The sequence below is a fragment of the Aneurinibacillus terranovensis DSM 18919 genome (assembly GCF_000430625.1).
GTDB classification, from domain to species: Bacteria; Bacillota; Bacilli; order Aneurinibacillales; family Aneurinibacillaceae; genus Aneurinibacillus_B; species Aneurinibacillus_B terranovensis.
The window spans coordinates 184976-204073 of the sequence record NZ_KE387171.1 but is presented as its reverse complement, the minus strand read 5'-3'; the positions used below and the strand labels follow the sequence as shown (position 1 = coordinate 204073).

The window sequence follows — 19098 nt, the reverse complement described above, 5'->3', positions numbered from 1 at the left end:
AATGACGGTCCTGCGTGCGAATGATATTTATAAATTTTATCATTCAGAAGAAGATGAAACACTTGCGTTAAAGGGTGTAAGCATTGAGATCAAATCGGGGGAAATGGTTGCGTTGATGGGACCATCAGGTAGTGGAAAATCAACACTATTGTCATGCCTTGTTGGTTTGGATGAACCGGATGGGGGTTACGTGGAGTTGCACGGGCAGCGAATAACCCGTCGGCCGGAAACAGAGCGTGCAGCAATGCGGGCAAAGCATATAGGTATTTTGAAACAATCAGGAAATTTGTTAAATCATCTTACTGTTGAGGGAAATATATTGCTCCAGATGAGGCTGGCAAACAAGTATAATAAGGAACACTTAAATCAATTAATCGATATGGTGGGACTCAGTCATCGGAAAAAGGCATATCCCTCTCAATTGTCAGGTGGAGAAGCAGCACGTGTTGGATTAGCTGTCGCATTATCAAAGGAACCTTCAATCTTGCTGGCAGACGAACCAACTGGAGAAGTGGATGAGGAAACTGAAAAGCGTATTTTAGATTTATTTGACCAGCAGCGGACAAAAGGCGGTGCTGTACTGATTGCCACACATAGTAGTATGTTAGGTAGCCGTGCAGATCGAATCGTACATTTAAATGATGGAAGGATTGTAGAGTGATGGTGATTTCCCAGCAATTACTTGTGGATGCAACAAATATTGGCTGTTCATATAGAAATGGACAAACTGATGTGGTCGCACTTGAATCGGCTACTTGTAAAATCAAACCTGGAGATAAAATTGCACTGGTTGGCCCATCGGGTAGTGGAAAGTCGACACTTCTGCAAATTTTAGGGGGGCTTGAAATACCTACGAAAGGTTCGATTACGTGGCCACTTTTAGGAGAAAGAAACGTTCTTCGGCCTGTCCATATAAGTTTTATTTTTCAAATGCCTAGTTTACTAGCGCCACTCTCAGTTATAGAAAATGTGGAAATCCCGCTTTTGTTAAACAATGTAGAGGCAAATAAGGCAAGAGCTGAAGCGATGAATGCTTTGGAACGATTGGAAATGCATCGCCTTGCCAATAAATTGCCCGAGGAACTGTCAGGAGGACAAGCACAAAGAGTAGCTGTCGCAAGAGCGTTGGCGGGTAAACCAAAACTAATACTGGCAGATGAGCCAACGGGACAACTCGACCATCCAACAGCAAATTTTATGATGGATACTCTTTTATCAAATATAAATGAAAGCGGAGCAGCTATCGTTGTCGCTACACATGATAGTGAGGTTGCTAAACGATTTGATTCGAAATGGCACATGCATCGAGGCAGACTGGAGGAGGAAGACATTTGAATTATTTAATATGGATAAAGGGATTATTGTTACGTAACAGTGTCCGAATGTGGGGGGCAATAGTAGGAGTCGCATTGACAGTGGCTCTATTAGCATCCTTGGGTGCCTTTATCTCAGCAAGCGATTCCATTATGACGGCAAGAGCGGTGAAAGATGTACCCGTTGATTGGCAAATTTTACTTTCCCATCCTTCAGACCGACAGAAGGTTATTAAAGCCGTTCAGGATACGACCTCATACCATTCTCTGTCAGAGGTTGTTTATGCAGATACCACAGGTTTTTCTGCTACAGCGGCTGGGACAACACAGACAACTGGTGCAGGACAGGTAGTTGGAGTTTCACAACAGTACGCCCGCCTTTTTCCTTCACAAATCCGATATTTACTGGGTTCAACGGACGGCGTGTTAATAGCACAACAAACGGCAGCAAATTTACACGTTTCCGTTGGCGATCAAGTGACTATTAAGCGCGTCGGATTGCCACCAGTAAAAGTAAAGATTGACGGTGTTGTTGATCTCCCTAATGCCGATTCACTTTTTCAGGCAGTGGGCGTACCTGCAAATGCGGCGCCACAGGCACCACCGGATAATGTTCTATTATTGCCAAGTTCAAAGTGGCATCAAATTTTTGATGCACAAATGAGTGGACACCCGGATTCTGTGAAAACGGAGCTTCACTTAAACATCTCTCATCAGCTGCCGCATGACCCAAGTTCGGCTTATGTATATGTCCAGCAATTGGCCAACCATGTAGAGGCCTTGATGTCAGGCAGTGGAATAGTAGGGAACAATCTTGCTGCAAGGTTAGGTGGAGTAAGGGAAGATAGTTTATATGCAAGAATTCTATTTTTATTCTTAGGTCTTCCCGGTGCTATTTTAGCTGCATTACTTACGGTTTCAATCGCTGCTTCTGGATCACAGTTAAGGCGTGAACAACAGGCACTTCTTCGAACACGTGGAGCTTCTATAGCGCAAGTATTGAATTTCGCCACGGTAGAAGCTCTGTTGGTTGGAATATTTGGAGTGATAGCGGGATTACTTCTGTCTGTTTTTGCTTCCAAATTTATTACAGGTGCAAGCTTGATTTTTAATACTTCCACTATCATCTGGGTTTCTTTGGCCGCCATATCTGGATTTTTTCTTTCTATCTTCTCAGTTTTATTGCCAGCATGGAAAGATGCCAGATATTCAACAGTCGATTCTGCAAAAGCAATCATTGGGAGGAAAAGAAAACCGCTATGGAGACGTATCTATTTAGATATTATCCTTTTGGTTATCTCTGCTGTATCCTTTGTGAATTCCGCAAATACAGGCTATAAACTCGTACTGGCACCCGAAGGAGTAGCTCAAACTTCTGTTCATTATGAGGCATTTATTGCACCGTTTTGTCTATGGCTGGGTGGCACTCTTCTCTTTATGAGACTGCTATCCATTGCGTTAGATAAGGGAAAGAATATCTTGTCAAAGATTTTTCGACCAGTCGCCCACAATTTATCTCATGTAGTATCCAGCTCTTTTAGTAGACAGAGAAAGCTATTAGTGCGAGGAATTATTTTAGTTTCCTTATCCTTTTCTTTTGCTACTTCAACAGCTGTATTTAATACTTCTTACAATGCACAAGGATTAGTGGATGCACAGTTAACTAATGGAGCGGATGTAACAGTATCAGGTTCAACTGCAGCAAATCCAGCGAGCAAGCTTCAGGAATTAAGTAAATTAAACGGAGTCGTAGACATTCAACCAATGCAGCATCGTTTTGCGTATGTTGGGAATGATTTGCAGGATTTATTTGGAATAGACGCACAGCATATTGGCCAAGCAACACATATTTCAAATGCTTATTTCGAAAACGGGGATGCAAGGGCATCTTTATCTAAGTTATCCCAACAAAAAGATGGAATTTTTGTATCAGCAGAAACCGCGACAGATTATCAATTACAGCCAGGAGATCAAATAAATCTTCGTTTACAGGGTAAAGACCATCAATATCATGTGATTCCATTTCACTTTGTTGGAATCGTCCGTGAATTCCCAACAGCCCCGAAGGATTCTTTTTTAGTAGCGAATGCTGGTTATATAGCTGAGAAAACTGGTGTGAACGCATATGAAACAATATTAATGCACACCAATATCTCTCCGGAGAAGCTTGCGTCACAGGCTAAAAAAGTGGTTGTTAATTTACCGGGTGTGAAGGTTACGGAAATTAATTCAACACAAAAAACGATAAGTACGAGTTTGACGTCCGTTAACTTGCATGGCTTAACAAGGCTGGAACTCGTGTTTTCCATCCTATTCATTGCAGGTGCAACAGGATTAGTTCTGGCATTGGGCATGAATGAACGCAGAAGGATTTATTCCATTTTGACTGCAATTGGCGCCAAACGCAATCAATTAGGTGCCTTTCTCTGGAGTGAGGGATTGCTTATTTTAACCGTTGGAGGAGTAATTGGATTAGGGTTTGGGATGTTGATAGCTCAAATATTAGTAAAAGTGCTGGAAGGTGTGTTTGATCCACCGCCTGAATTTTTAAACATTCCTTGGGGATACTTAGTAATCTTAATAGTGACAGGCATTGCCTTTATGATAGTAGTTATACTTGGAATGATTAACTATTCGAGAAAGGATATCTCTCAATCGTTGAGAAACTTGTAATAAAAGGAAAACAAAAGCAGCTACCTGATTTGATCCAGGAAAGCTGCTTTCGTTGTGTCCGACTCATGCCGCAACCAGCCCCCAAACTTTTTGATTGCTATTTTTCCAGTGCATTGCTATACTAAACTCAACGTAAACGTTTTCGTTAGCAGTGAGGTATACATGAAACCAACCATAAAGGATGTAGCAAAAGCAGCGAATGTCTCGATTGCCACAGTATCCCGCATTTTAAACAATTTACCCGGGTACTCGGAGGAGACAAAGACAAAAGTAATGAATGTCATTGAAGAGATGGGTTATCAGCCAAATGCGATCGCGCGCGGGTTAATTAATAAACGTACACAGACGATCGGTGTTTTATTTCCCGATGTGTCGAGTATGTTCTCTTCGAAACTTCTAAATGGCATTGAGTATACAGCCAATCGTTTGAACCATAGTGTTATCGTATGCAATACAGACTCAAATGGAAAACGAATCATGAAGTACTTGCAGGTGTTAAGAGAAAAACAGGTAGACGGCATTATTTTTGTAAGCGGTGCCTTGCAGGAGGAACCGTACCGGGCGCTTATGGCGATGCAGATTCCTGTCGTTCTTGTTGCTACCTTACCCCATCCGTATGATTTGCCTTACATAAAAGTGGATGATAGTAAAGCCGCCTACAGTGCCACAACGTTTCTGATAGAAAAAGGGCACCGGCATATTGGCATGATTGCCGGGACAAAGGATGACATGATTGCCGGAAGGCCGCGGGTCGAGGGATATATGCAGGCACTCACGGATTATGACATTCCTGTAAGAGAACCGTATATTGTTTACGGGGATTTCGGGTATCGAAGCGGACTGTCCGGCATGGAACAGCTGTGGGAGCAGGCCCCCAATATAACGGCAGTGTTTGCTGCGAGCGATGAAATGGCGGTCGGGGCCCTTCTGGCGGCCCATAAACACGGGGTGCACGTTCCTGATGAATTATCGGTTATTGGATACGATAATACTCAGATTGCTGAAATGGCGATTCCCCCGCTGACGACCGTATCACAGCCGCTGCACGAGATGGGGAAAGAGGCAGCGCAGATGCTGCTCACTATGATGGAAGACCCGAGCCGTGCAAAAAATCTTATTATGCCCTACACCGTGGTTGAACGGGAAACCGTCAAAGATATAACATAATATTTTTTGAACTCAACGTAAACGTTTACGTTTAAGTGTTTCTTACACCATCATAAGTTCACCAGCGAGGGCTTAAAATCATCATGGACCTTGTGGTGAATCATAGTTCTGATGAACATGCCTGGTTTATGGAATCGAGAGCATCAAAGGATAACCGGTATCGCGACTACTATATCTGGCGCCCTGGAAAAGAGGGGAGAGAACCGAATAACTGGGAGTCGTTTTTTAGCGGTTCCGCCTGGCAGTATGATGAAACGACAGGTGAATACCATTTGCATTTATTCTCTTCATTTCCAAGGTAGAAGGTTTTCCGGACGCTCCACTACCGGAAGGCAAAACATATGGGTCTCCATTTCCGTATATCGCAAACGGCCCGCGAATTCACAAGTTCCTGCAGGAGATGAACAGGGAAGTACTATCCAGGTACGATATCATGACGGTAGGGGAAATGCCCGGCGTTTGTCCGGAACAGGCAATTAAGTACACGGGTGAGAATTGCAACGAGCTGAATATGGTTTTTCAACTACCAGGGCGAAGAAATTGGGATGACCAATGTTCGATTTACTTCAATCGAGGATTATCGTGACATTGAAACGCTCAATATGTATCGCGAGAAAATGGAAAAACTAATTCAGCTTCGCAAAGAAAACCTTGTTACTTGTATTTTATAAATTTGTGTTTCGTGATTTTTTATTTAGCAGATAAGGATGGTGGATGATCGTGAATAAATACTGGTGGAAAGAAAGCGTTGTCTATCAGATATACCCCCGCAGCTTTATGGACAGCAACGGGGACGGGATCGGCGACCTGCAAGGAATTATATCAAAGCTCGATTATTTAAAAAGCCTCGGGATTGATGTTATCTGGCTTTCGCCGGTCTATCAATCTCCCAACGATGATAATGGCTACGATATTAGTGACTATCAGGAAATTATGGATGAATTCGGCACGATGTCGGACTGGGAACAACTGCTTGCTGACGTGCACGCACGTGGAATGAAGCTGATTATGGATCTCGTGCCCAACCATACGTCAGATGAACATCCATGGTTTATCGAATCGCGTTCCTCGAAAGACAGCCCGAAGCGGGATTGGTATATTTGGCGTCCCGGCAAAAACGGGAAGGAACCAAATAACTGGGAATCCATTTTCAGCGGTCCAGCCTGGAAATACGATGAAACGACCGGTGAATATTACATGCATTTGTTCTCTGCCAGGCAGCCGGATTTAAACTGGGAAAATCCAATTGTGCGCCATGAAATCTATAATGTGATGAAGTGGTGGCTGGCGAAAGGCATTGATGGCTTCCGGATCGACGCCATTACCCATATTAAAAAAACAGCGGGGCTGCCTGACGCGGCAAATCCCGAAGGAAAACCTTATGTTCCTGCATTGGAACATCATTTAAACCGGCCGGGCATTCATGACTTCCTGCAGGAGATGAAGGACGAGGCGCTTTCCAAATACGAAGCTATGACGGTTGGTGAAACCCCGGGTGTTTCTCCTGAAGATGCCTTAGAGTACGTAAATGAAATGACCGGAAAATTCAATATGGTGTTCCAGTTCGAGCTTATGGAGATCGACAGCGGCCCGGGCGGAAAGTGGGATCTCAAGCTCTGGCGGCTCCGCGATTTAAAAAAAGTGATAACCAGATGGCAGAAAGGACTCGAAGGAAAAGGGTGGAACTCGCTGTATCTGGAAAACCACGATCAGCCCCGCTCTGTATCCAGATTCGGCGATGACCACAAATACCATAAGGAATCAGCCAAGATGCTGGCCACATTCTTCATGATGCTTCAGGGAACTCCTTATATTTATCAGGGGCAGGAAATCGGTATGACGAACGTTCGTTTTTCCTCGATTGACGACTATAAGGACGTTGAAATCTTGAACTACTACCGGGAAGCACTTAAAGAAGGTAAAGCCGGACACGATGTGATGGAATCTATCTATTCAAAAGGCCGGGATAACGCCCGCACACCGATGCAGTGGGATGCCACACAGAACGCGGGATTCAGCAGCGGCACGCCATGGATCAAGGTGAATCCCAATTATGGTCAGATTAATGTGCAGCAGCAGCTGCAGGATCCGGATTCCATTCTCCATTACTATAAAAGGTTGATTGCGCTGCGCAAACAAAATCCGGCGCTTATATACGGAACGTATGATTTGATTGCGGAAGAAAATGAAAAAGTGTATGCGTATACGCGAACGTTTGAAAATGAGACCATTCTTGTTATCCTGAATTTCACCAGGGAAACTGTGCCGTTTGAACTGCCGGATTCGCTTTCCAATGCGACAGCACAAGTAATGATTAGAAACTATCAGACAGACCGCTCTGAAACCATTCACTCATTAATTTTACAGCCCTATGAGGCTTTGGTTTATCGGCTTAATTAAATCGTTCCTCGGAAAGAGGGGAGTGTTTCACAATGAAAATATGGAAAAAAGGATTACGCTTGGCTGTCGCTTTTAGTCTTGCTGGTTCTCTGGCTGCCTGCGGCACAGGTCAGAATCAGATTTCAAACGCACAGCAGGCAAAACCGAATGAGAAAGTGAAACTTGTCTATGCACGGGGGAAAGATGTAACGCCAGGTACGAGGAAGCTGATTGCGGCGTTTGAAGCCAGACATCCGAACATTCAGATCGAGTCTCGTGAAATGCCGGCTGATGTCGGACAAAGCCATGACCAATATGTCACTATGTTTAGCGCAAAATCTTCGGAAATCGATGTGTTCGACCTGGATGTTGTCTGGCCGGCCGAATTTGCACAGGCAGGTTATATCTGGCCGTTAAACCGCTTTATTGAACGCGACCATATCAATATGAACAACTATATCCAAGGTGCGGTAGACGCTGGAAATTATAACGGAAAACAATGGGCTATGCCTAAGTTTATCGATACGGGGCTTCTGTTTTACCGAAAAGATATTGTGAAGCAGCCGCCGAAGACATGGGATGAACTCATTGCGATGGCCGAAAAAACAAAGGGCGAGAAAGGGACAAAATTCGGGTATCTGATGCAGGCCAAACAGTATGAAGGGGTTGTCTGCAACTTTATTGAATTCGTAAATGCTTACGGCGGCAAAGTGATTGACGAAAAAGGTGATGTTGTCATCAATAGCCCAAACACGGTAAAAGGATTGAAAAAGATGATCCAGATCGTTCAATCCGAATATGTGCCAAGCAACATTAAGACGTTTACCGAACTTGAATCCCATACCGCTTTCATTGAGGGGCAATCTCCGCTCATCCGAAACTGGCCGTACCAGTACGAACTGGCCCAAGATCCGGCACAGTCGAAGATTAGCGGAAAAGTTGGCGTAGCTCCGCTGCCTGCGGGCGATGCCGGCTCGGCAGCCGCACTGGGCGGATGGCTGATAGGAATTAACAAATATTCGAAACATCCCCAGGAAGCGTGGGAGTTTGTCAAGTTTATGACCGGGGCTGAAGGCCAGAAAATCACGGCCCTCTACGGAGGTTCTGCACCCACGTATTTGCCGCTGTACAATGACGCAGCAATAAAGAAGAACGAGCTTTTTGGTAACAAAAACTTTGTCCAGGGTATTAAAGCTGCCGTTCCGCGTCCCGTATCGCCCATCTATCCGAAGATTTCTGACATCATTCAGATTGAAGTATCGAAGGCGCTCGCCGGTGAGCAAACACCGAAACAATCGGTAAAGAATATGGAAATTAAGATGAAAGAAGCAATGAAAGGATAATGGAAAGCGGGTGAACATGGTGAAAAAGAACTCAGGAAGCAGCCTGACCGAAAAACAGATGGGATACTTATTTGTTCTGCCGGCCCTTATCATTATTTTAGTAATCGCAATCTGGCCGGTTGTTCGTTCTTTTTGGATTAGCTTGTATGATATCCGGTTAAACGACCCGGCAAAAGCAGCCATTCATCGTTCCTACGGGATTGATATGGAGCAATATGTAGATACGATTCCATACGTACTTAATGATTTACAGAAGGAAAGAGAAAGTGCAAATCCCGGGGTGCGGCAGGAACTGCAGACTGTTCAACAAAAGGCAGAGAAGCTTAAAAACGAAATAAACAGCGAAAGCCAGGTGGCTGCACGGTATCCGCTGGTTGAAAAAATGCTGAGCGAATACCAGGTCATTCCGGACAATGTAAAATATGCGGAGATTAGCGCAGTCAAAGCCGGGCAAATCAAAAGTGAAATAAAGAACCTTGAGTTCAGCCTTGTTAACATATCCGGCAAGCATAGTTTGAAAAATCAACACGAACTCCTTGGCCTGCTTCACGGATTAGAAGTTTCTTTAATCAATCCCAACTTCATTGGCCTTGCACATTATTCGTCGTTTCGTTATTCTTGGGCTTGTGCTTGCGGTCTCAATGTTTCCGCAAATCGCGACGATTTCGCCTATTTTCATGTTTTTGCAGTCCATTGGGTTAACGAATAGTTATTTAGGGTTAATTATTCCTTACACAACATTTGCCCTGCCGCTGGCGATTTGGAACTTGACGACGTTTTTTCGGCAGATTCCTTACGATATGGAGGAAGCAGCCAAGATGGATGGGGCCTCTATTCTTCAGACATTCGGCAGAGTCATTCTTCCGCTTGCCCTGCCGGGAACGTTTACGACCGCCATTCTTGTCTTTATCGCTGCGTGGAATGAATTCTTATTCGCACTCACGATTAACACGAAAGAAAGCATGAAAACTGTGCCGGTTGGGATTGCATTGTTCCAGGGGCAGTATACGATGCCGTGGGGCGAAATATCAGCTGCCGCCATTATTGTAACGGTTCCGATTATCATTCTCGTACTGTTTTTTCAACGAAGTATTGTCTCCGGTGTTACTGCAGGTGCGGTGAAGGAATAGGACATGAGGAAGGAAAAACCGGTTGTGAAGTGAAATTACCTGCAGTTGTTTAATGGTTTACGGTTGAACTTAGCAACGAACAAAAATATTCCTATGGAAAAAAGGGAGACATATTTCCTGCCGACTAGCTCCATTTTTGAGCTGCCCTGATGTTTCCGACAGGGTCTCCCTTTTTTCCATCAGCCGCTTCAACTTCTGCTTTCGAGGGGCACAACGCGGTGATCGTTTTGAAAAAATACGAATGAGAAGTTTTACAATTACTTAATATAACGCTAACTTCTTTTATAATTTTCATAAACTCTCTTAATAAAACCAGACTAATATAATAGGTGACAAGTAGATAAATTTTCGGGCGGAGAATTTGGAGAACCCATAGTACAGCTAAAGTTGCTTACAATTTTTAACAGCTTTACTGTTACTATAGGTTCTTTATTTTTTCTCATATAGAAGGAGTGGAATTTTCTGTGAATCAACAGGAATTATATCAACAGATTAGAACGCACAGGAAAATTGCATCAGTTAAATCTAATAAGCATTTAGAAAAGGCAATTGAAAGCAATGTGAGTGGTGTATTTTTACTCACTGGAAATATAGGAATCATTAAACGATATGTAGATTTATTCATTTCAAACAGATTGTTTGTTTTTCTCCACCTGGAGAAAATCGGAGGGCTTCAGGTTGATCGGGAAGGTCTTGAATTCATTGCTTCCTATGTAAAACCGACAGGCATTATTAGCACGAAGAGTTCAACCATTAAACAAGCAAAGAAGTTAGGCTTACGGACGATTCAACGTGTTTTCCTGGTCGATTCAGATGCTTTGCAGCATGGGATTGAAACATGCGAAACCGTGCAGCCGGATGCGATCGAACTGATGCCGGGAATCATCCCAACAATGATTGAAAAAGTTAGAGCGTTAACGGACATTCCCATTATCACAGGTGGACTCATATCAACAGCCGAAGAGATGAGAGAACCATTAAAACACGGCGCCATTGCCATATCGACAGGAAATCCGGACTTATGGGGAGTTGATTTGAATCAGGGTATGTCCTAGGTATGATCAGAGACTACATCGAACAGGTTAAAAAAAATCATGATCAACTTGTCAAACCCTATCCTTTTGTTAAAGAAGGACTTACTATACTCCACAACCTGGGATATCAAATGGGGATTGTGACAAATAAAGAACGTCAACTGGCTGAAATGGGAGTGGCTCTTGCGGGTATTCATGATTTACTTCAGGTAGTTATCTGTATTGAAGATGTGAAGAAAGGAAAGCCTGCAGCAGAGCCTATATTTAAGGCAATATCAAATAGAGTTTGTTGCGTTCTTAAAAGATTTACATGGAAGAAATGAGGTGGATCGTCATGTCTCAAGTGGTTTTAAAAGATATTAAGAAAACTTTTAATGGAAAAGACGTTATCCCGCAGATTAATTTAACGATTCCTTCTGGTTCTTTTACGGTGTTGGTTGGTCCGTCAGGATGTGGAAAATCAACCACCTTGCGGATGATTGCGGGGCTGGAACATCCAAGCAGCGGGGAAATACGCATAGATGGTCAAAAGGTTAACCAGGTAGACCCGGGTAAACGGGATATTGCCATGGTATTTCAGAATTATGCTTTGTATCCTACTATGACGGTCAAAGAAAATATTGAATTTGGTTTGAAAAATCGTAAGGTTCCAAGAGCAGAACGAGAAGAAATGGTTAGAGAAATGGCTGAAACGGTTGGCCTAACAGACTACTTATCCAGAAAACCATCTGAATTGTCCGGGGGGCAACGTCAAAGGGTGGCACTGGCGCGAGCCATGGTAAAAAAACCAAAAGTGTTTCTTATGGATGAACCGTTATCCAACCTGGATGCGCAGCTGCGTCAGCAAATGCGTTTTGAATTAATGGAACTGCATCAAAAACTAAAGACTACTTTTATCTATGTTACTCATGACCAGGTGGAAGCGATGTCCCTGGGTGATCAAATTGTCATCATGAATAAAGGGAATATTCAACAGGCGGCTACCCCTATGGATGTTTACCATAAACCGGCCAATATATTTGTGGCGCAATTCATTGGAAGTCCGCCAATGAATATCTTCTCAGCCGATCAATTAGGCATCGGCGTGAATCGTACAACAAAAATAGGAATCCGTCCGGAAAGTATGAAGCTGCATTACGGTGACGAGACAAGCTCAAGTAAAGAGTCTTGTTATATTCAGGGAACCATTGTAGCCAGAGAGATGTTAGGATCTGAAACCCTGTATTATATTAATTCTTCCATCGGACGATTTGCAGTCAAATCCCATGAGGAGGAGCAAGTGATAAATGGAACCCGTGTTCAAGTAGAAGTGCCATTTGATTCTCTTCATAGTTTTGATGAAAATGAAGTTCGGTTAAGGGAGGGGGTAAGATGATGAGGCGATGGCTCCCTTATCTCTTTACCTCACCAGCGATTATCGTATTCCTGCTATTCTTTATCTACCCTATATTTTACATGATTTATCTTAGTTTTACATCCTGGGATTTAATTAGCCCTACAAAAAATTTTGTCGGGTTACAAAATTACAAAGACTTGTTTTTTAATCCGGAGTTTTGGCAAGTGTTGTCCAATACGATTGTTTATACAATTTTAACCGTTGTAATCTCAATCGTTCTTTCCCTGCTCTGTGCCATTTGGTTGAATCGAAAAGAGTGGATTTACCGGTTTATACAGGGGGCTATCTTTAGTCCTTATATTATATCATTGGTTTCTATTTCCCTTCTCTGGATGTGGTTGATGGATCCGCAATACGGGTTGTTGAACTGGCTTTTCTCTTTAGTAGGGCTGCCGCCTTCAAAATGGCTGGCTGATACCGGTTCAGCTCTCTATTCTCTCGTATTGGTGAACGTATGGAAGCATATCGGATATAATACGCTCATTTTTATTGCGGGTTTACAAAGCATACCGAAAGAAATTTATGAAGCTGCCCAAATTGACCGGGCATCCTGGTGGAAGAAGCTTACACGGATTACCATTCCGATGCTATCTCCGACGCTGTTCTTTCTCCTTATTATCAATACCATTAACTCATTTCAAGTGTTTGATAATGTACAGATCATGACACAGGGTGGCCCTGTTAATAGCACCAATATGTTAGTGTACTACATTTATCAATATGGGTTTGATTTCTTTAAAATCGGATATGCCTCGGCTGCAGGTGTTGTACTGCTTCTTTTGGTAGCGATTGTCACGCTGTTTCACTTTAAATTTTTGTCCAAACGAGTCCATTACCGCTAAATTCGGGAGGTGAAAAAGATGAGCATACTTCGATTATCGTTGAAGGGTATAGAATGGGTCGGTTTTGCAATGGTTGCTTTAATCTTTCTCTTCCCTTTTATATGGATGGTCTTAACTTCGGTGAAGAGTTTGGATGAGACAACGGTATTTCCGCCGAAATGGATCCCACACATATTCCATTGGGAAAATTTTGTCCAAGCATGGCAAGCTGGCCCGTTTATGACCTATTTCATGAATAGTATTTTTGTCACTTTTGGCATTCTGATTTTGCAGTTGGTTACAGGAATTCCTGCAGCTTATGCTTTTGCGAGGTTTCGGTTTAAGGGCTCAAAAATTTTATTTGGATTAACGCTCATTGCGCTTATGATCCCGCCCCAAGTTACGTTCTTGCCTGTTTTTATACAAATGAGCGGATGGGGATTTATTAATACGTATGTTCCACTTATTTTACCTTATGCTGCGAGCGCTTTTGGAATCTTTATGTTACGCCAATCCTTTATGCAAGTGCCTGAAGAAGTTCTGGAAGCGGCGCGGCTGGACCAGGCAAGTGAGTGGAGAATTCTGTGGAGGATCATGGTTCCGATGGCACGTCCTGTTCTTGTAACGTTTGGATTGTTCAGCTTTATTTATCACTGGAATGACTACTTCTGGACGTTAGTAATGACAAATCAGGATACCGTACGGACGCTGCCGGTAGGAATCGCAAGGTTAAAAGCATCTGAAGGGGGTGTAGCCTGGAATATTGTAATGGCGGGGAATATGATTTTAGTCGTTCCTATTTTGCTGGCATTTTTCATTGCTCAACGTCAAATTATAAAGGCATTTGTCTACTCAGGTGTAAAATAAATAATTTTCGGGGGTATCTTTCGTGAAAAAAGGTATTATTTCTGTACTCTCTTCCGTTTTTTTATTAGGTTCTATCTTAACCGGGTGCGGATCTTCAGCCAGCCAACCCAGTGCTTCAGCAGACAAGCAGGCAAGTTCAAACGGGCCTACAACTATCGATTTCTGGTATGCTATGAGCGGGAAAAATGGGGAAGCCGTAAAGAAAATGGTGGATGATTTTAACCATTCTCAAAACGAAGTGAAGGTTAATGCCACTTTCCAGGGCAACTATTATGATAACCACGCAAAAGTACTGTCTGCGATTGCTGCTGGAAATCAACCGGATGTAACGCAAATCGAGGTGGCCTCTATGGCGTCGTTTGCTAACAGTGGAGCTTTGGAAGATCTAACCCCCTATGTAACAGGCAAAAACGGCACAGATAAAAATGATTTCGTACCCGGACTTCTTGGTAATTCTTACTGGAAGGGGAAATTCTACGGAATTCCGTTCAACCGCTCGACACCTCTCCTTTATATAAATAAAGATAAATTAAAAGCGGCCGGCTTAGATGAAAACGGGCCGAAAACATGGGATGAATTAAAATCCTATTCCGAAAAGCTGTCTAAAAAAGGGCAGGAATGGGGATTCTCAACTCCAATTGATATCTGGTTTTATGAAGCAATGGTGTTCGAAAATGGCGGTAAAATTTTAAGCGAAGACGGAAAACAAGCCCTCTTTAATTCACCGCAGGCGATTGAACCGATTACATTCTGGAAAGGCATGATGGACGAGGGGAGCATGAAAATGCCTCCGGGTGCCAAATATGACGCGTGGGAAGCCGCTGACAATGATTTTGTGAACGGTAAAGCAGCCATGATATTTGACTCAACGGGCAGTTTAAATATGCTTCTTGATCAGGCGAAATTCAGAGTGGGAACTGCGTTTTTGCCGAAAAAAGCAAATTATGGAGTAGCTGCCGGGGGAGCCAACCTGGTTATGCTGGCGAAGTCACAAAAGAAAGATGCGGCATGGAAATTTATTAAGTATATGACGGACAAGGAACAAACCATTAAAGTGACCGAGAATACAGGGTATATGCCTGTGCGTAAATCTGCTATCGACAGCCCGGAAATGAAGAAATTCTTTACCGAGCATCCGCAATTTAAGGTGGCTGTAGATCAATTAAAATATGCGCAACCTCGTCCAGCATCCCCTGGATATAAAGAACTGCAGGAAGTTATTATGAATGAAATCCAGCGAGCAATCTTAGGTCAGGCTACTCCGGCGGATGCGCTGAAGGCAGCTGCAGATAAAGCTAATCAACTGCTGCAGAAATAATCATTTTAGTAGGGGAGACTGCTGGCAGCGTAAGCAGTCTCCTGTTTTTCACACAGAATAAAGCGGAAACTTTCTTTACGAGGAGAAAACAATGTTAAAGAATTTATGTGCAGCCCACCGCGGATGGTCGAGTCGGGCACCCGAAAACACATTAGCTGCGATCAAAATGGCTGCTAATGAACCTGACATTTCAATGATTGAAATCGATGTTCAAATGAGCAAAGATGGTATACCGGTCGTTATCCACGATTATACGGTTGACCGCACTACCAATGGTACAGGAAGAGTTGGGGCTCTCACTCTGGAGGAACTTAAAAAACTTGATGCGGGATCTTGGTTCAATTCTGCTTATGCCGGAGAAATGGTTCCTACTTTAGAAGAGGTTCTGCGAGAAACCATGGGAAAGGTAAAATTAGATATTGAAATCAAACGTGCAGGCGATTGGTATCCTGGCATAGAAATAAAAGTAGCGGAATTAGTCCGTCGATATGAAATGGTATCCGATATCATGATTACAAGTTTTAACCATGAAACGATTCATACATTTGCAAAAATAGCGCCTGATATAAAAACAGGAAATTTAATCTACGGGTTCCCTGTATTGGTTGATGAGGTGCTTGATTATACGAAGGCATCCGTATTATCCATGGGATATGAATATTTAACGGAGGAATTTGTAAGACCATTACTTAACCGGGGAGTCGAATTTGTGGCATGGACGATTGATGATCCAAAATATATGCGGGAGATCGCATCAATGGATGAACGGATAGTAATCTGCACGAATTATCCAGAGCGCTGGTTTTCGGCGAGGAGATAATAGTTATACACCATCCATTTGAAAAAACCGAATACGTCTGTGAATAGGCAGAGAACAAGAATGAAGGTAAGCATGAACACAAGGCATAGGATAGTGAAACTATGCGGGTGCATGCTTATTTTTTTTGTGTGGTTGTAACATAAATAAGCAACAATTCTTTCAAATTTATATGGAAACAGTGTGCTAAAACCGGTTAATCAACACTCTTGTTATGATATAATAATGGTATTTTCAAGAGGTTTATATACTTTTTGTAACTTTAACAAGTTGTTTGAACATTTAAACTGAGTTCTGTGAAAAGAGGAATTAATATGTATGAGAATCTTTTAAATATATCTGAAGCTGCAAAGCGACTGGGAGTTTCACCCAGTACATTGCGCCGGTTAGAGAAGAATGGAATGATTGAAGGCTATGGTTTAAAGGTTTTATATACTCCTGGAGGACAAAGAAGATATATTCTAGATGAGTTACAACAACTTTACTCTGAACAAGGATTTTCGGGACAAATTGGGTTTGGTAAAAAACCGGCGCTTCTCATTCGTGATTTAACGATAGCTTTTACTGAACCACATTCTCAATTATCCATTAAGATTGAAAATCAAATTTCTGCAACAAAACAACTTATAGAAGAAGCAGTTTCACATAACATACCGATTATCTTTAGTATAACAATATACGACTCAACTAATGAGGTATCTAGGTTATGGTGCCAAAAATTCCCATCACTTCAAATTTTAGATCGTCAAAGTACGTGGGTCAACATTCATCCAGCCCTTAGTGATCATTCTTACGATATGATTAATCCTACAGTACATATCACTGACGTATATAATCGTGAAGTAGATGATTTTCTGAAAAAACGCCAGATAGATACTGTAATATTGGCTGGTGCTACAACCAGTGGAAGTATAAGAGCGACCGCGGTAGATGCCCTCCAAAGGGGTTACAGAGTAATCATTCCTAAAGAAGCTGTAGGAGATCGTAATCAAACCTTGCAGAACTCGACATTAATAGACCTAAACGCGAGATACGCAGATGTAATGAATCTGGAGAAGGTATTAAAAGGCATGAAACCGCCGATAGAGCAGCTGGATTAAGCGTATAAGAAACCGTGAATTATCGTTAAGATAATCACGGTTTTCTTCTTTTTAAATTATTCAGCAAATTTAAAACGTTCTATATTGACAAAATAAAAGGCACAAGATAGAATAAGGTCATGGAAGGTTTGGTAAGTTTGGTTGATTTGGTGGATTTGGTGAAGTTTTAATGTTTTACTCTTTGCTTATGGAAAGAATTTTCTATCGTATTAAAGGAGGAGAAAGAATGGAAAAGACCCAGGTATTATCGAAATATTTGAAAACAGGTGAGATGTACAAAGAAAGCCTTCGTGATGGTCGTGCTGTGTATTACAAGGGTGAACTCATTCCGGATGTGACAGCTCACCCGGCTACCAGCGGTGGCATCAATATCATGGCTAAAATTTTTGATGCCCAGCATGATCCGGAAATGCAGGATAGACTTACGTATCTGAACCCGGAGTTAGGTGAACGTGTAAGTAAAGCCTGGATGATTCCAAGGACGAAAGAAGATCTTAAAAGCCGCCGGGAACTCATCGATTACGTCGCTCAGGAAACTTTTGGAGTGTTTGGCCGCCCATTTGATCTTGCTCCCCTTGTGCCTGTAGGGATGGCCGCGTACCTCTCCCAGTTCCGCAAAAAAAGGCCGGAATATGCGGAGAATGTTCTTCACTATATCGACTATGCGCAAAAAAACAATCTGATGGGACCGGAGGTGTTGGTAGATCCTCAAAATGACCGCTCCAAAGCCGCCGCAGCGGGTGCTCGTTTGTTCGATGTGGAATTAGGGAGCAAAATGAAAGGGGGAGACTCAACGCCAGCCCTGTTGAGGGTGGTGAAAGAAACGGAAGAAGGGATTTATATTAGCGGAGCGAAGGCGGTGGGTTCTGTTTCTTCCCAAGGAAATGAAATGATACTCTCTAACTTGATGCGCCCCGGTCTGTTACCGGAAGAATCTTTGTGGTTAGCTGTTCCCATCAATGCGCCGGGCGTCCATATTGTATGCCGCGAAACGGTATCTGTGGATTCTGCCAGTTCCTACGATCACCCGGTAAAATCACGCGGGGAAGAAATGGATTCCTTCTTGATTTTTGATAACGTTTTTGTGGAAAAATGGAGAATTTTTAACTACGGGGTTCCGGAACTCAATGAGTTATATGGCAGTGTAGTATTAGGGGTGCATTGGCACGTTCTTTCGCGTTTGGCTACCAAGGCTGAAATGTATGTGGGGGCTGCCCAACTCATTGTCGAGGCGCTGGGAACAGGAAAAATCCCAGGAGTGCGTTCCATCGTATCGGAAGTCATCCAGTATGCTCAAACGCTGAGAGCGTATGTGCTAGCTTCTGAGGAATTAGCTAAACTGACCGAAGATGGAGTCATGTGGCCGGATGTCAATATGCTTACAGCAGGGCGACTCTATGGAATTGTACATTATCCGCAAATGATTCATCACCTCCAGGAGCTGTGTGGACAGGGGCTGGTCATGAGGTTCTCGGAAAAAGATTATGAACATCCGTATATTGGTGGAAAATTAGAGGAACTGTTATTTGGTCGCGGATTAACATCCAAGCAGAAGAACCTGTTAATGAACTTTATTTGGGATATTACGACCGATTCCCATGCAGGTCGTGTAGGTCTGTTCGAAAACGTGAACGCGTTGCCCGCACCGCTGCTTCGTGAGCGCCTCTATCACGAATATGATAGAACGCCTTTCATGAACCAAATCCGTAAATCGATTGGACTTCCTCTGGCATAATAAAA

Annotated in this window: 16 protein-coding genes and 2 pseudogenes; all 18 read left to right on the top strand. The window is 43.0% G+C overall.

All coding sequences use genetic code 11. From position 1 onward, the window contains the following. Nucleotide 1 precedes the first annotated feature (1 nt). The 18 genes and pseudogenes from H525_RS0116560 (at nucleotide 2) to H525_RS0116470 (ending at nucleotide 19093) form a co-directional block, all read left to right on the top strand. A complete protein-coding gene (locus H525_RS0116560; protein WP_027417093.1) occupies nucleotides 2–661 on the top strand; it encodes an ABC transporter ATP-binding protein in 660 nt (219 codons plus the stop codon). Next, nucleotides 661–1335 (top strand): ABC transporter ATP-binding protein, encoded by a 675-nt coding sequence (locus H525_RS0116555; protein ID WP_027417092.1) that lies wholly within the window; start codon nucleotides 661–663, stop codon nucleotides 1333–1335. The genes H525_RS0116560 and H525_RS0116555 overlap by 1 nt, the downstream gene beginning before the upstream one ends. Then, nucleotides 1332–3986 (top strand): ABC transporter permease, encoded by a 2655-nt coding sequence (locus tag H525_RS0116550; protein ID WP_027417091.1) that lies wholly within the window; start codon nucleotides 1332–1334, stop codon nucleotides 3984–3986. Before H525_RS0116555 ends, H525_RS0116550 begins: the two co-directional genes overlap by 4 nt. 162 nt (nucleotides 3987–4148) lie before the next feature. Next, a complete protein-coding gene (locus H525_RS0116545) occupies nucleotides 4149–5153 on the top strand; it encodes a LacI family DNA-binding transcriptional regulator (RefSeq protein WP_027417090.1) in 1005 nt (334 codons plus the stop codon). Between the two features lie 56 nt (nucleotides 5154–5209). Next, nucleotides 5210–5773 (top strand): annotated as a pseudogene (locus H525_RS26570) (alpha-amylase family glycosyl hydrolase); the annotation flags it as partial. Between the two features lie 94 nt (nucleotides 5774–5867). Next, nucleotides 5868–7553: a glycoside hydrolase family 13 protein gene (locus H525_RS0116535; RefSeq protein WP_035101624.1), complete on the top strand. Its 1686-nt coding sequence runs from the start codon at nucleotides 5868–5870 to the stop codon at nucleotides 7551–7553. A gap of 32 nt (nucleotides 7554–7585) precedes the next feature. Continuing rightward, a complete protein-coding gene (locus H525_RS0116530) occupies nucleotides 7586–8875 on the top strand; it encodes an ABC transporter substrate-binding protein (RefSeq protein ID WP_027417087.1) in 1290 nt (429 codons plus the stop codon). A 16-nt stretch (nucleotides 8876–8891) separates the two neighbouring features. Then, nucleotides 8892–9584, top strand: coding sequence for a hypothetical protein (locus tag H525_RS0116525; protein ID WP_027417086.1), 693 nt, complete (start codon nucleotides 8892–8894; stop codon nucleotides 9582–9584). Continuing rightward, nucleotides 9487–10005, top strand: a pseudogene (locus H525_RS24495) (carbohydrate ABC transporter permease); the annotation flags it as partial. The gene H525_RS0116525 and the pseudogene H525_RS24495, both read left to right, overlap by 98 nt. Before the next feature lie 464 nt (nucleotides 10006–10469). Next, complete coding sequence (locus H525_RS0116510; protein WP_027417085.1) at nucleotides 10470–11060, top strand: glycerol-3-phosphate responsive antiterminator; 591 nt, start codon at nucleotides 10470–10472, stop codon at nucleotides 11058–11060. A 2-nt stretch (nucleotides 11061–11062) separates the two neighbouring features. Next, complete coding sequence (locus tag H525_RS0116505; RefSeq protein WP_027417084.1) at nucleotides 11063–11362, top strand: HAD hydrolase-like protein; 300 nt, start codon at nucleotides 11063–11065, stop codon at nucleotides 11360–11362. A gap of 11 nt (nucleotides 11363–11373) precedes the next feature. Continuing rightward, nucleotides 11374–12414: an ABC transporter ATP-binding protein gene (locus H525_RS24490; RefSeq protein WP_035101622.1), complete on the top strand. Its 1041-nt coding sequence runs from the start codon at nucleotides 11374–11376 to the stop codon at nucleotides 12412–12414. Next, nucleotides 12411–13277 carry a carbohydrate ABC transporter permease gene (locus H525_RS0116495; protein ID WP_027417083.1) on the top strand — a complete coding sequence of 289 codons (867 nt, stop codon included), beginning with the start codon at nucleotides 12411–12413 and terminating at the stop codon, nucleotides 13275–13277. Before H525_RS24490 ends, H525_RS0116495 begins: the two co-directional genes overlap by 4 nt. Nucleotides 13278–13295: 18 nt before the next feature. Then, on the top strand, nucleotides 13296–14123 hold the full coding sequence (locus H525_RS0116490; protein ID WP_027417082.1) for a carbohydrate ABC transporter permease: 828 nt from the start codon (nucleotides 13296–13298) through the stop codon (nucleotides 14121–14123). A 22-nt stretch (nucleotides 14124–14145) separates the two neighbouring features. Further along, nucleotides 14146–15441, top strand: a complete 1296-nt coding sequence (locus tag H525_RS0116485) for an ABC transporter substrate-binding protein (protein WP_027417081.1) — start codon at nucleotides 14146–14148, stop codon at nucleotides 15439–15441. A 91-nt stretch (nucleotides 15442–15532) separates the two neighbouring features. Continuing rightward, nucleotides 15533–16261: a glycerophosphodiester phosphodiesterase gene (locus H525_RS0116480; protein WP_027417080.1), complete on the top strand. Its 729-nt coding sequence runs from the start codon at nucleotides 15533–15535 to the stop codon at nucleotides 16259–16261. 311 nt (nucleotides 16262–16572) lie between these two features. Then, on the top strand, nucleotides 16573–17358 hold the full coding sequence (locus H525_RS0116475; RefSeq protein ID WP_027417079.1) for an isochorismatase family protein: 786 nt from the start codon (nucleotides 16573–16575) through the stop codon (nucleotides 17356–17358). A gap of 226 nt (nucleotides 17359–17584) precedes the next feature. Beyond that, complete coding sequence (locus H525_RS0116470) at nucleotides 17585–19093, top strand: 4-hydroxyphenylacetate 3-hydroxylase N-terminal domain-containing protein (protein WP_027417078.1); 1509 nt, start codon at nucleotides 17585–17587, stop codon at nucleotides 19091–19093. The last annotated feature ends 5 nt before the right edge of the window (nucleotides 19094–19098 follow it).

Excerpts from the sequence above, each read along its gene's own strand:
- H525_RS0116555 (WP_027417092.1), top strand. The coding sequence starts at position 661 with ATGGTGATTTCCCAGCAATTACTTGTGGATGCAACAAATATTGGCTGT.
- H525_RS0116535 (WP_035101624.1), top strand. The coding sequence starts at position 5,868 with ATGATCGTGAATAAATACTGGTGGAAAGAAAGCGTTGTCTATCAGATA.
- H525_RS0116505 (WP_027417084.1), top strand. The coding sequence starts at position 11,063 with ATGATCAGAGACTACATCGAACAGGTTAAAAAAAATCATGATCAACTT.
- H525_RS0116480 (WP_027417080.1), top strand. The coding sequence starts at position 15,533 with ATGTTAAAGAATTTATGTGCAGCCCACCGCGGATGGTCGAGTCGGGCA.
- H525_RS0116475 (WP_027417079.1), top strand. The coding sequence starts at position 16,573 with ATGTATGAGAATCTTTTAAATATATCTGAAGCTGCAAAGCGACTGGGA.
- H525_RS0116545 (WP_027417090.1), top strand. The coding sequence starts at position 4,149 with ATGAAACCAACCATAAAGGATGTAGCAAAAGCAGCGAATGTCTCGATT.
- H525_RS0116490 (WP_027417082.1), top strand. The coding sequence starts at position 13,296 with ATGAGCATACTTCGATTATCGTTGAAGGGTATAGAATGGGTCGGTTTT.
- H525_RS0116530 (WP_027417087.1), top strand. The coding sequence starts at position 7,586 with ATGAAAATATGGAAAAAAGGATTACGCTTGGCTGTCGCTTTTAGTCTT.
- H525_RS24490 (WP_035101622.1), top strand. The coding sequence starts at position 11,374 with ATGTCTCAAGTGGTTTTAAAAGATATTAAGAAAACTTTTAATGGAAAA.
- H525_RS0116560 (WP_027417093.1), top strand. The coding sequence starts at position 2 with ATGACGGTCCTGCGTGCGAATGATATTTATAAATTTTATCATTCAGAA.
- H525_RS0116470 (WP_027417078.1), top strand. The coding sequence starts at position 17,585 with ATGGAAAAGACCCAGGTATTATCGAAATATTTGAAAACAGGTGAGATG.
- H525_RS0116495 (WP_027417083.1), top strand. The coding sequence starts at position 12,411 with ATGATGAGGCGATGGCTCCCTTATCTCTTTACCTCACCAGCGATTATC.
- H525_RS0116525 (WP_027417086.1), top strand. The coding sequence starts at position 8,892 with ATGGTGAAAAAGAACTCAGGAAGCAGCCTGACCGAAAAACAGATGGGA.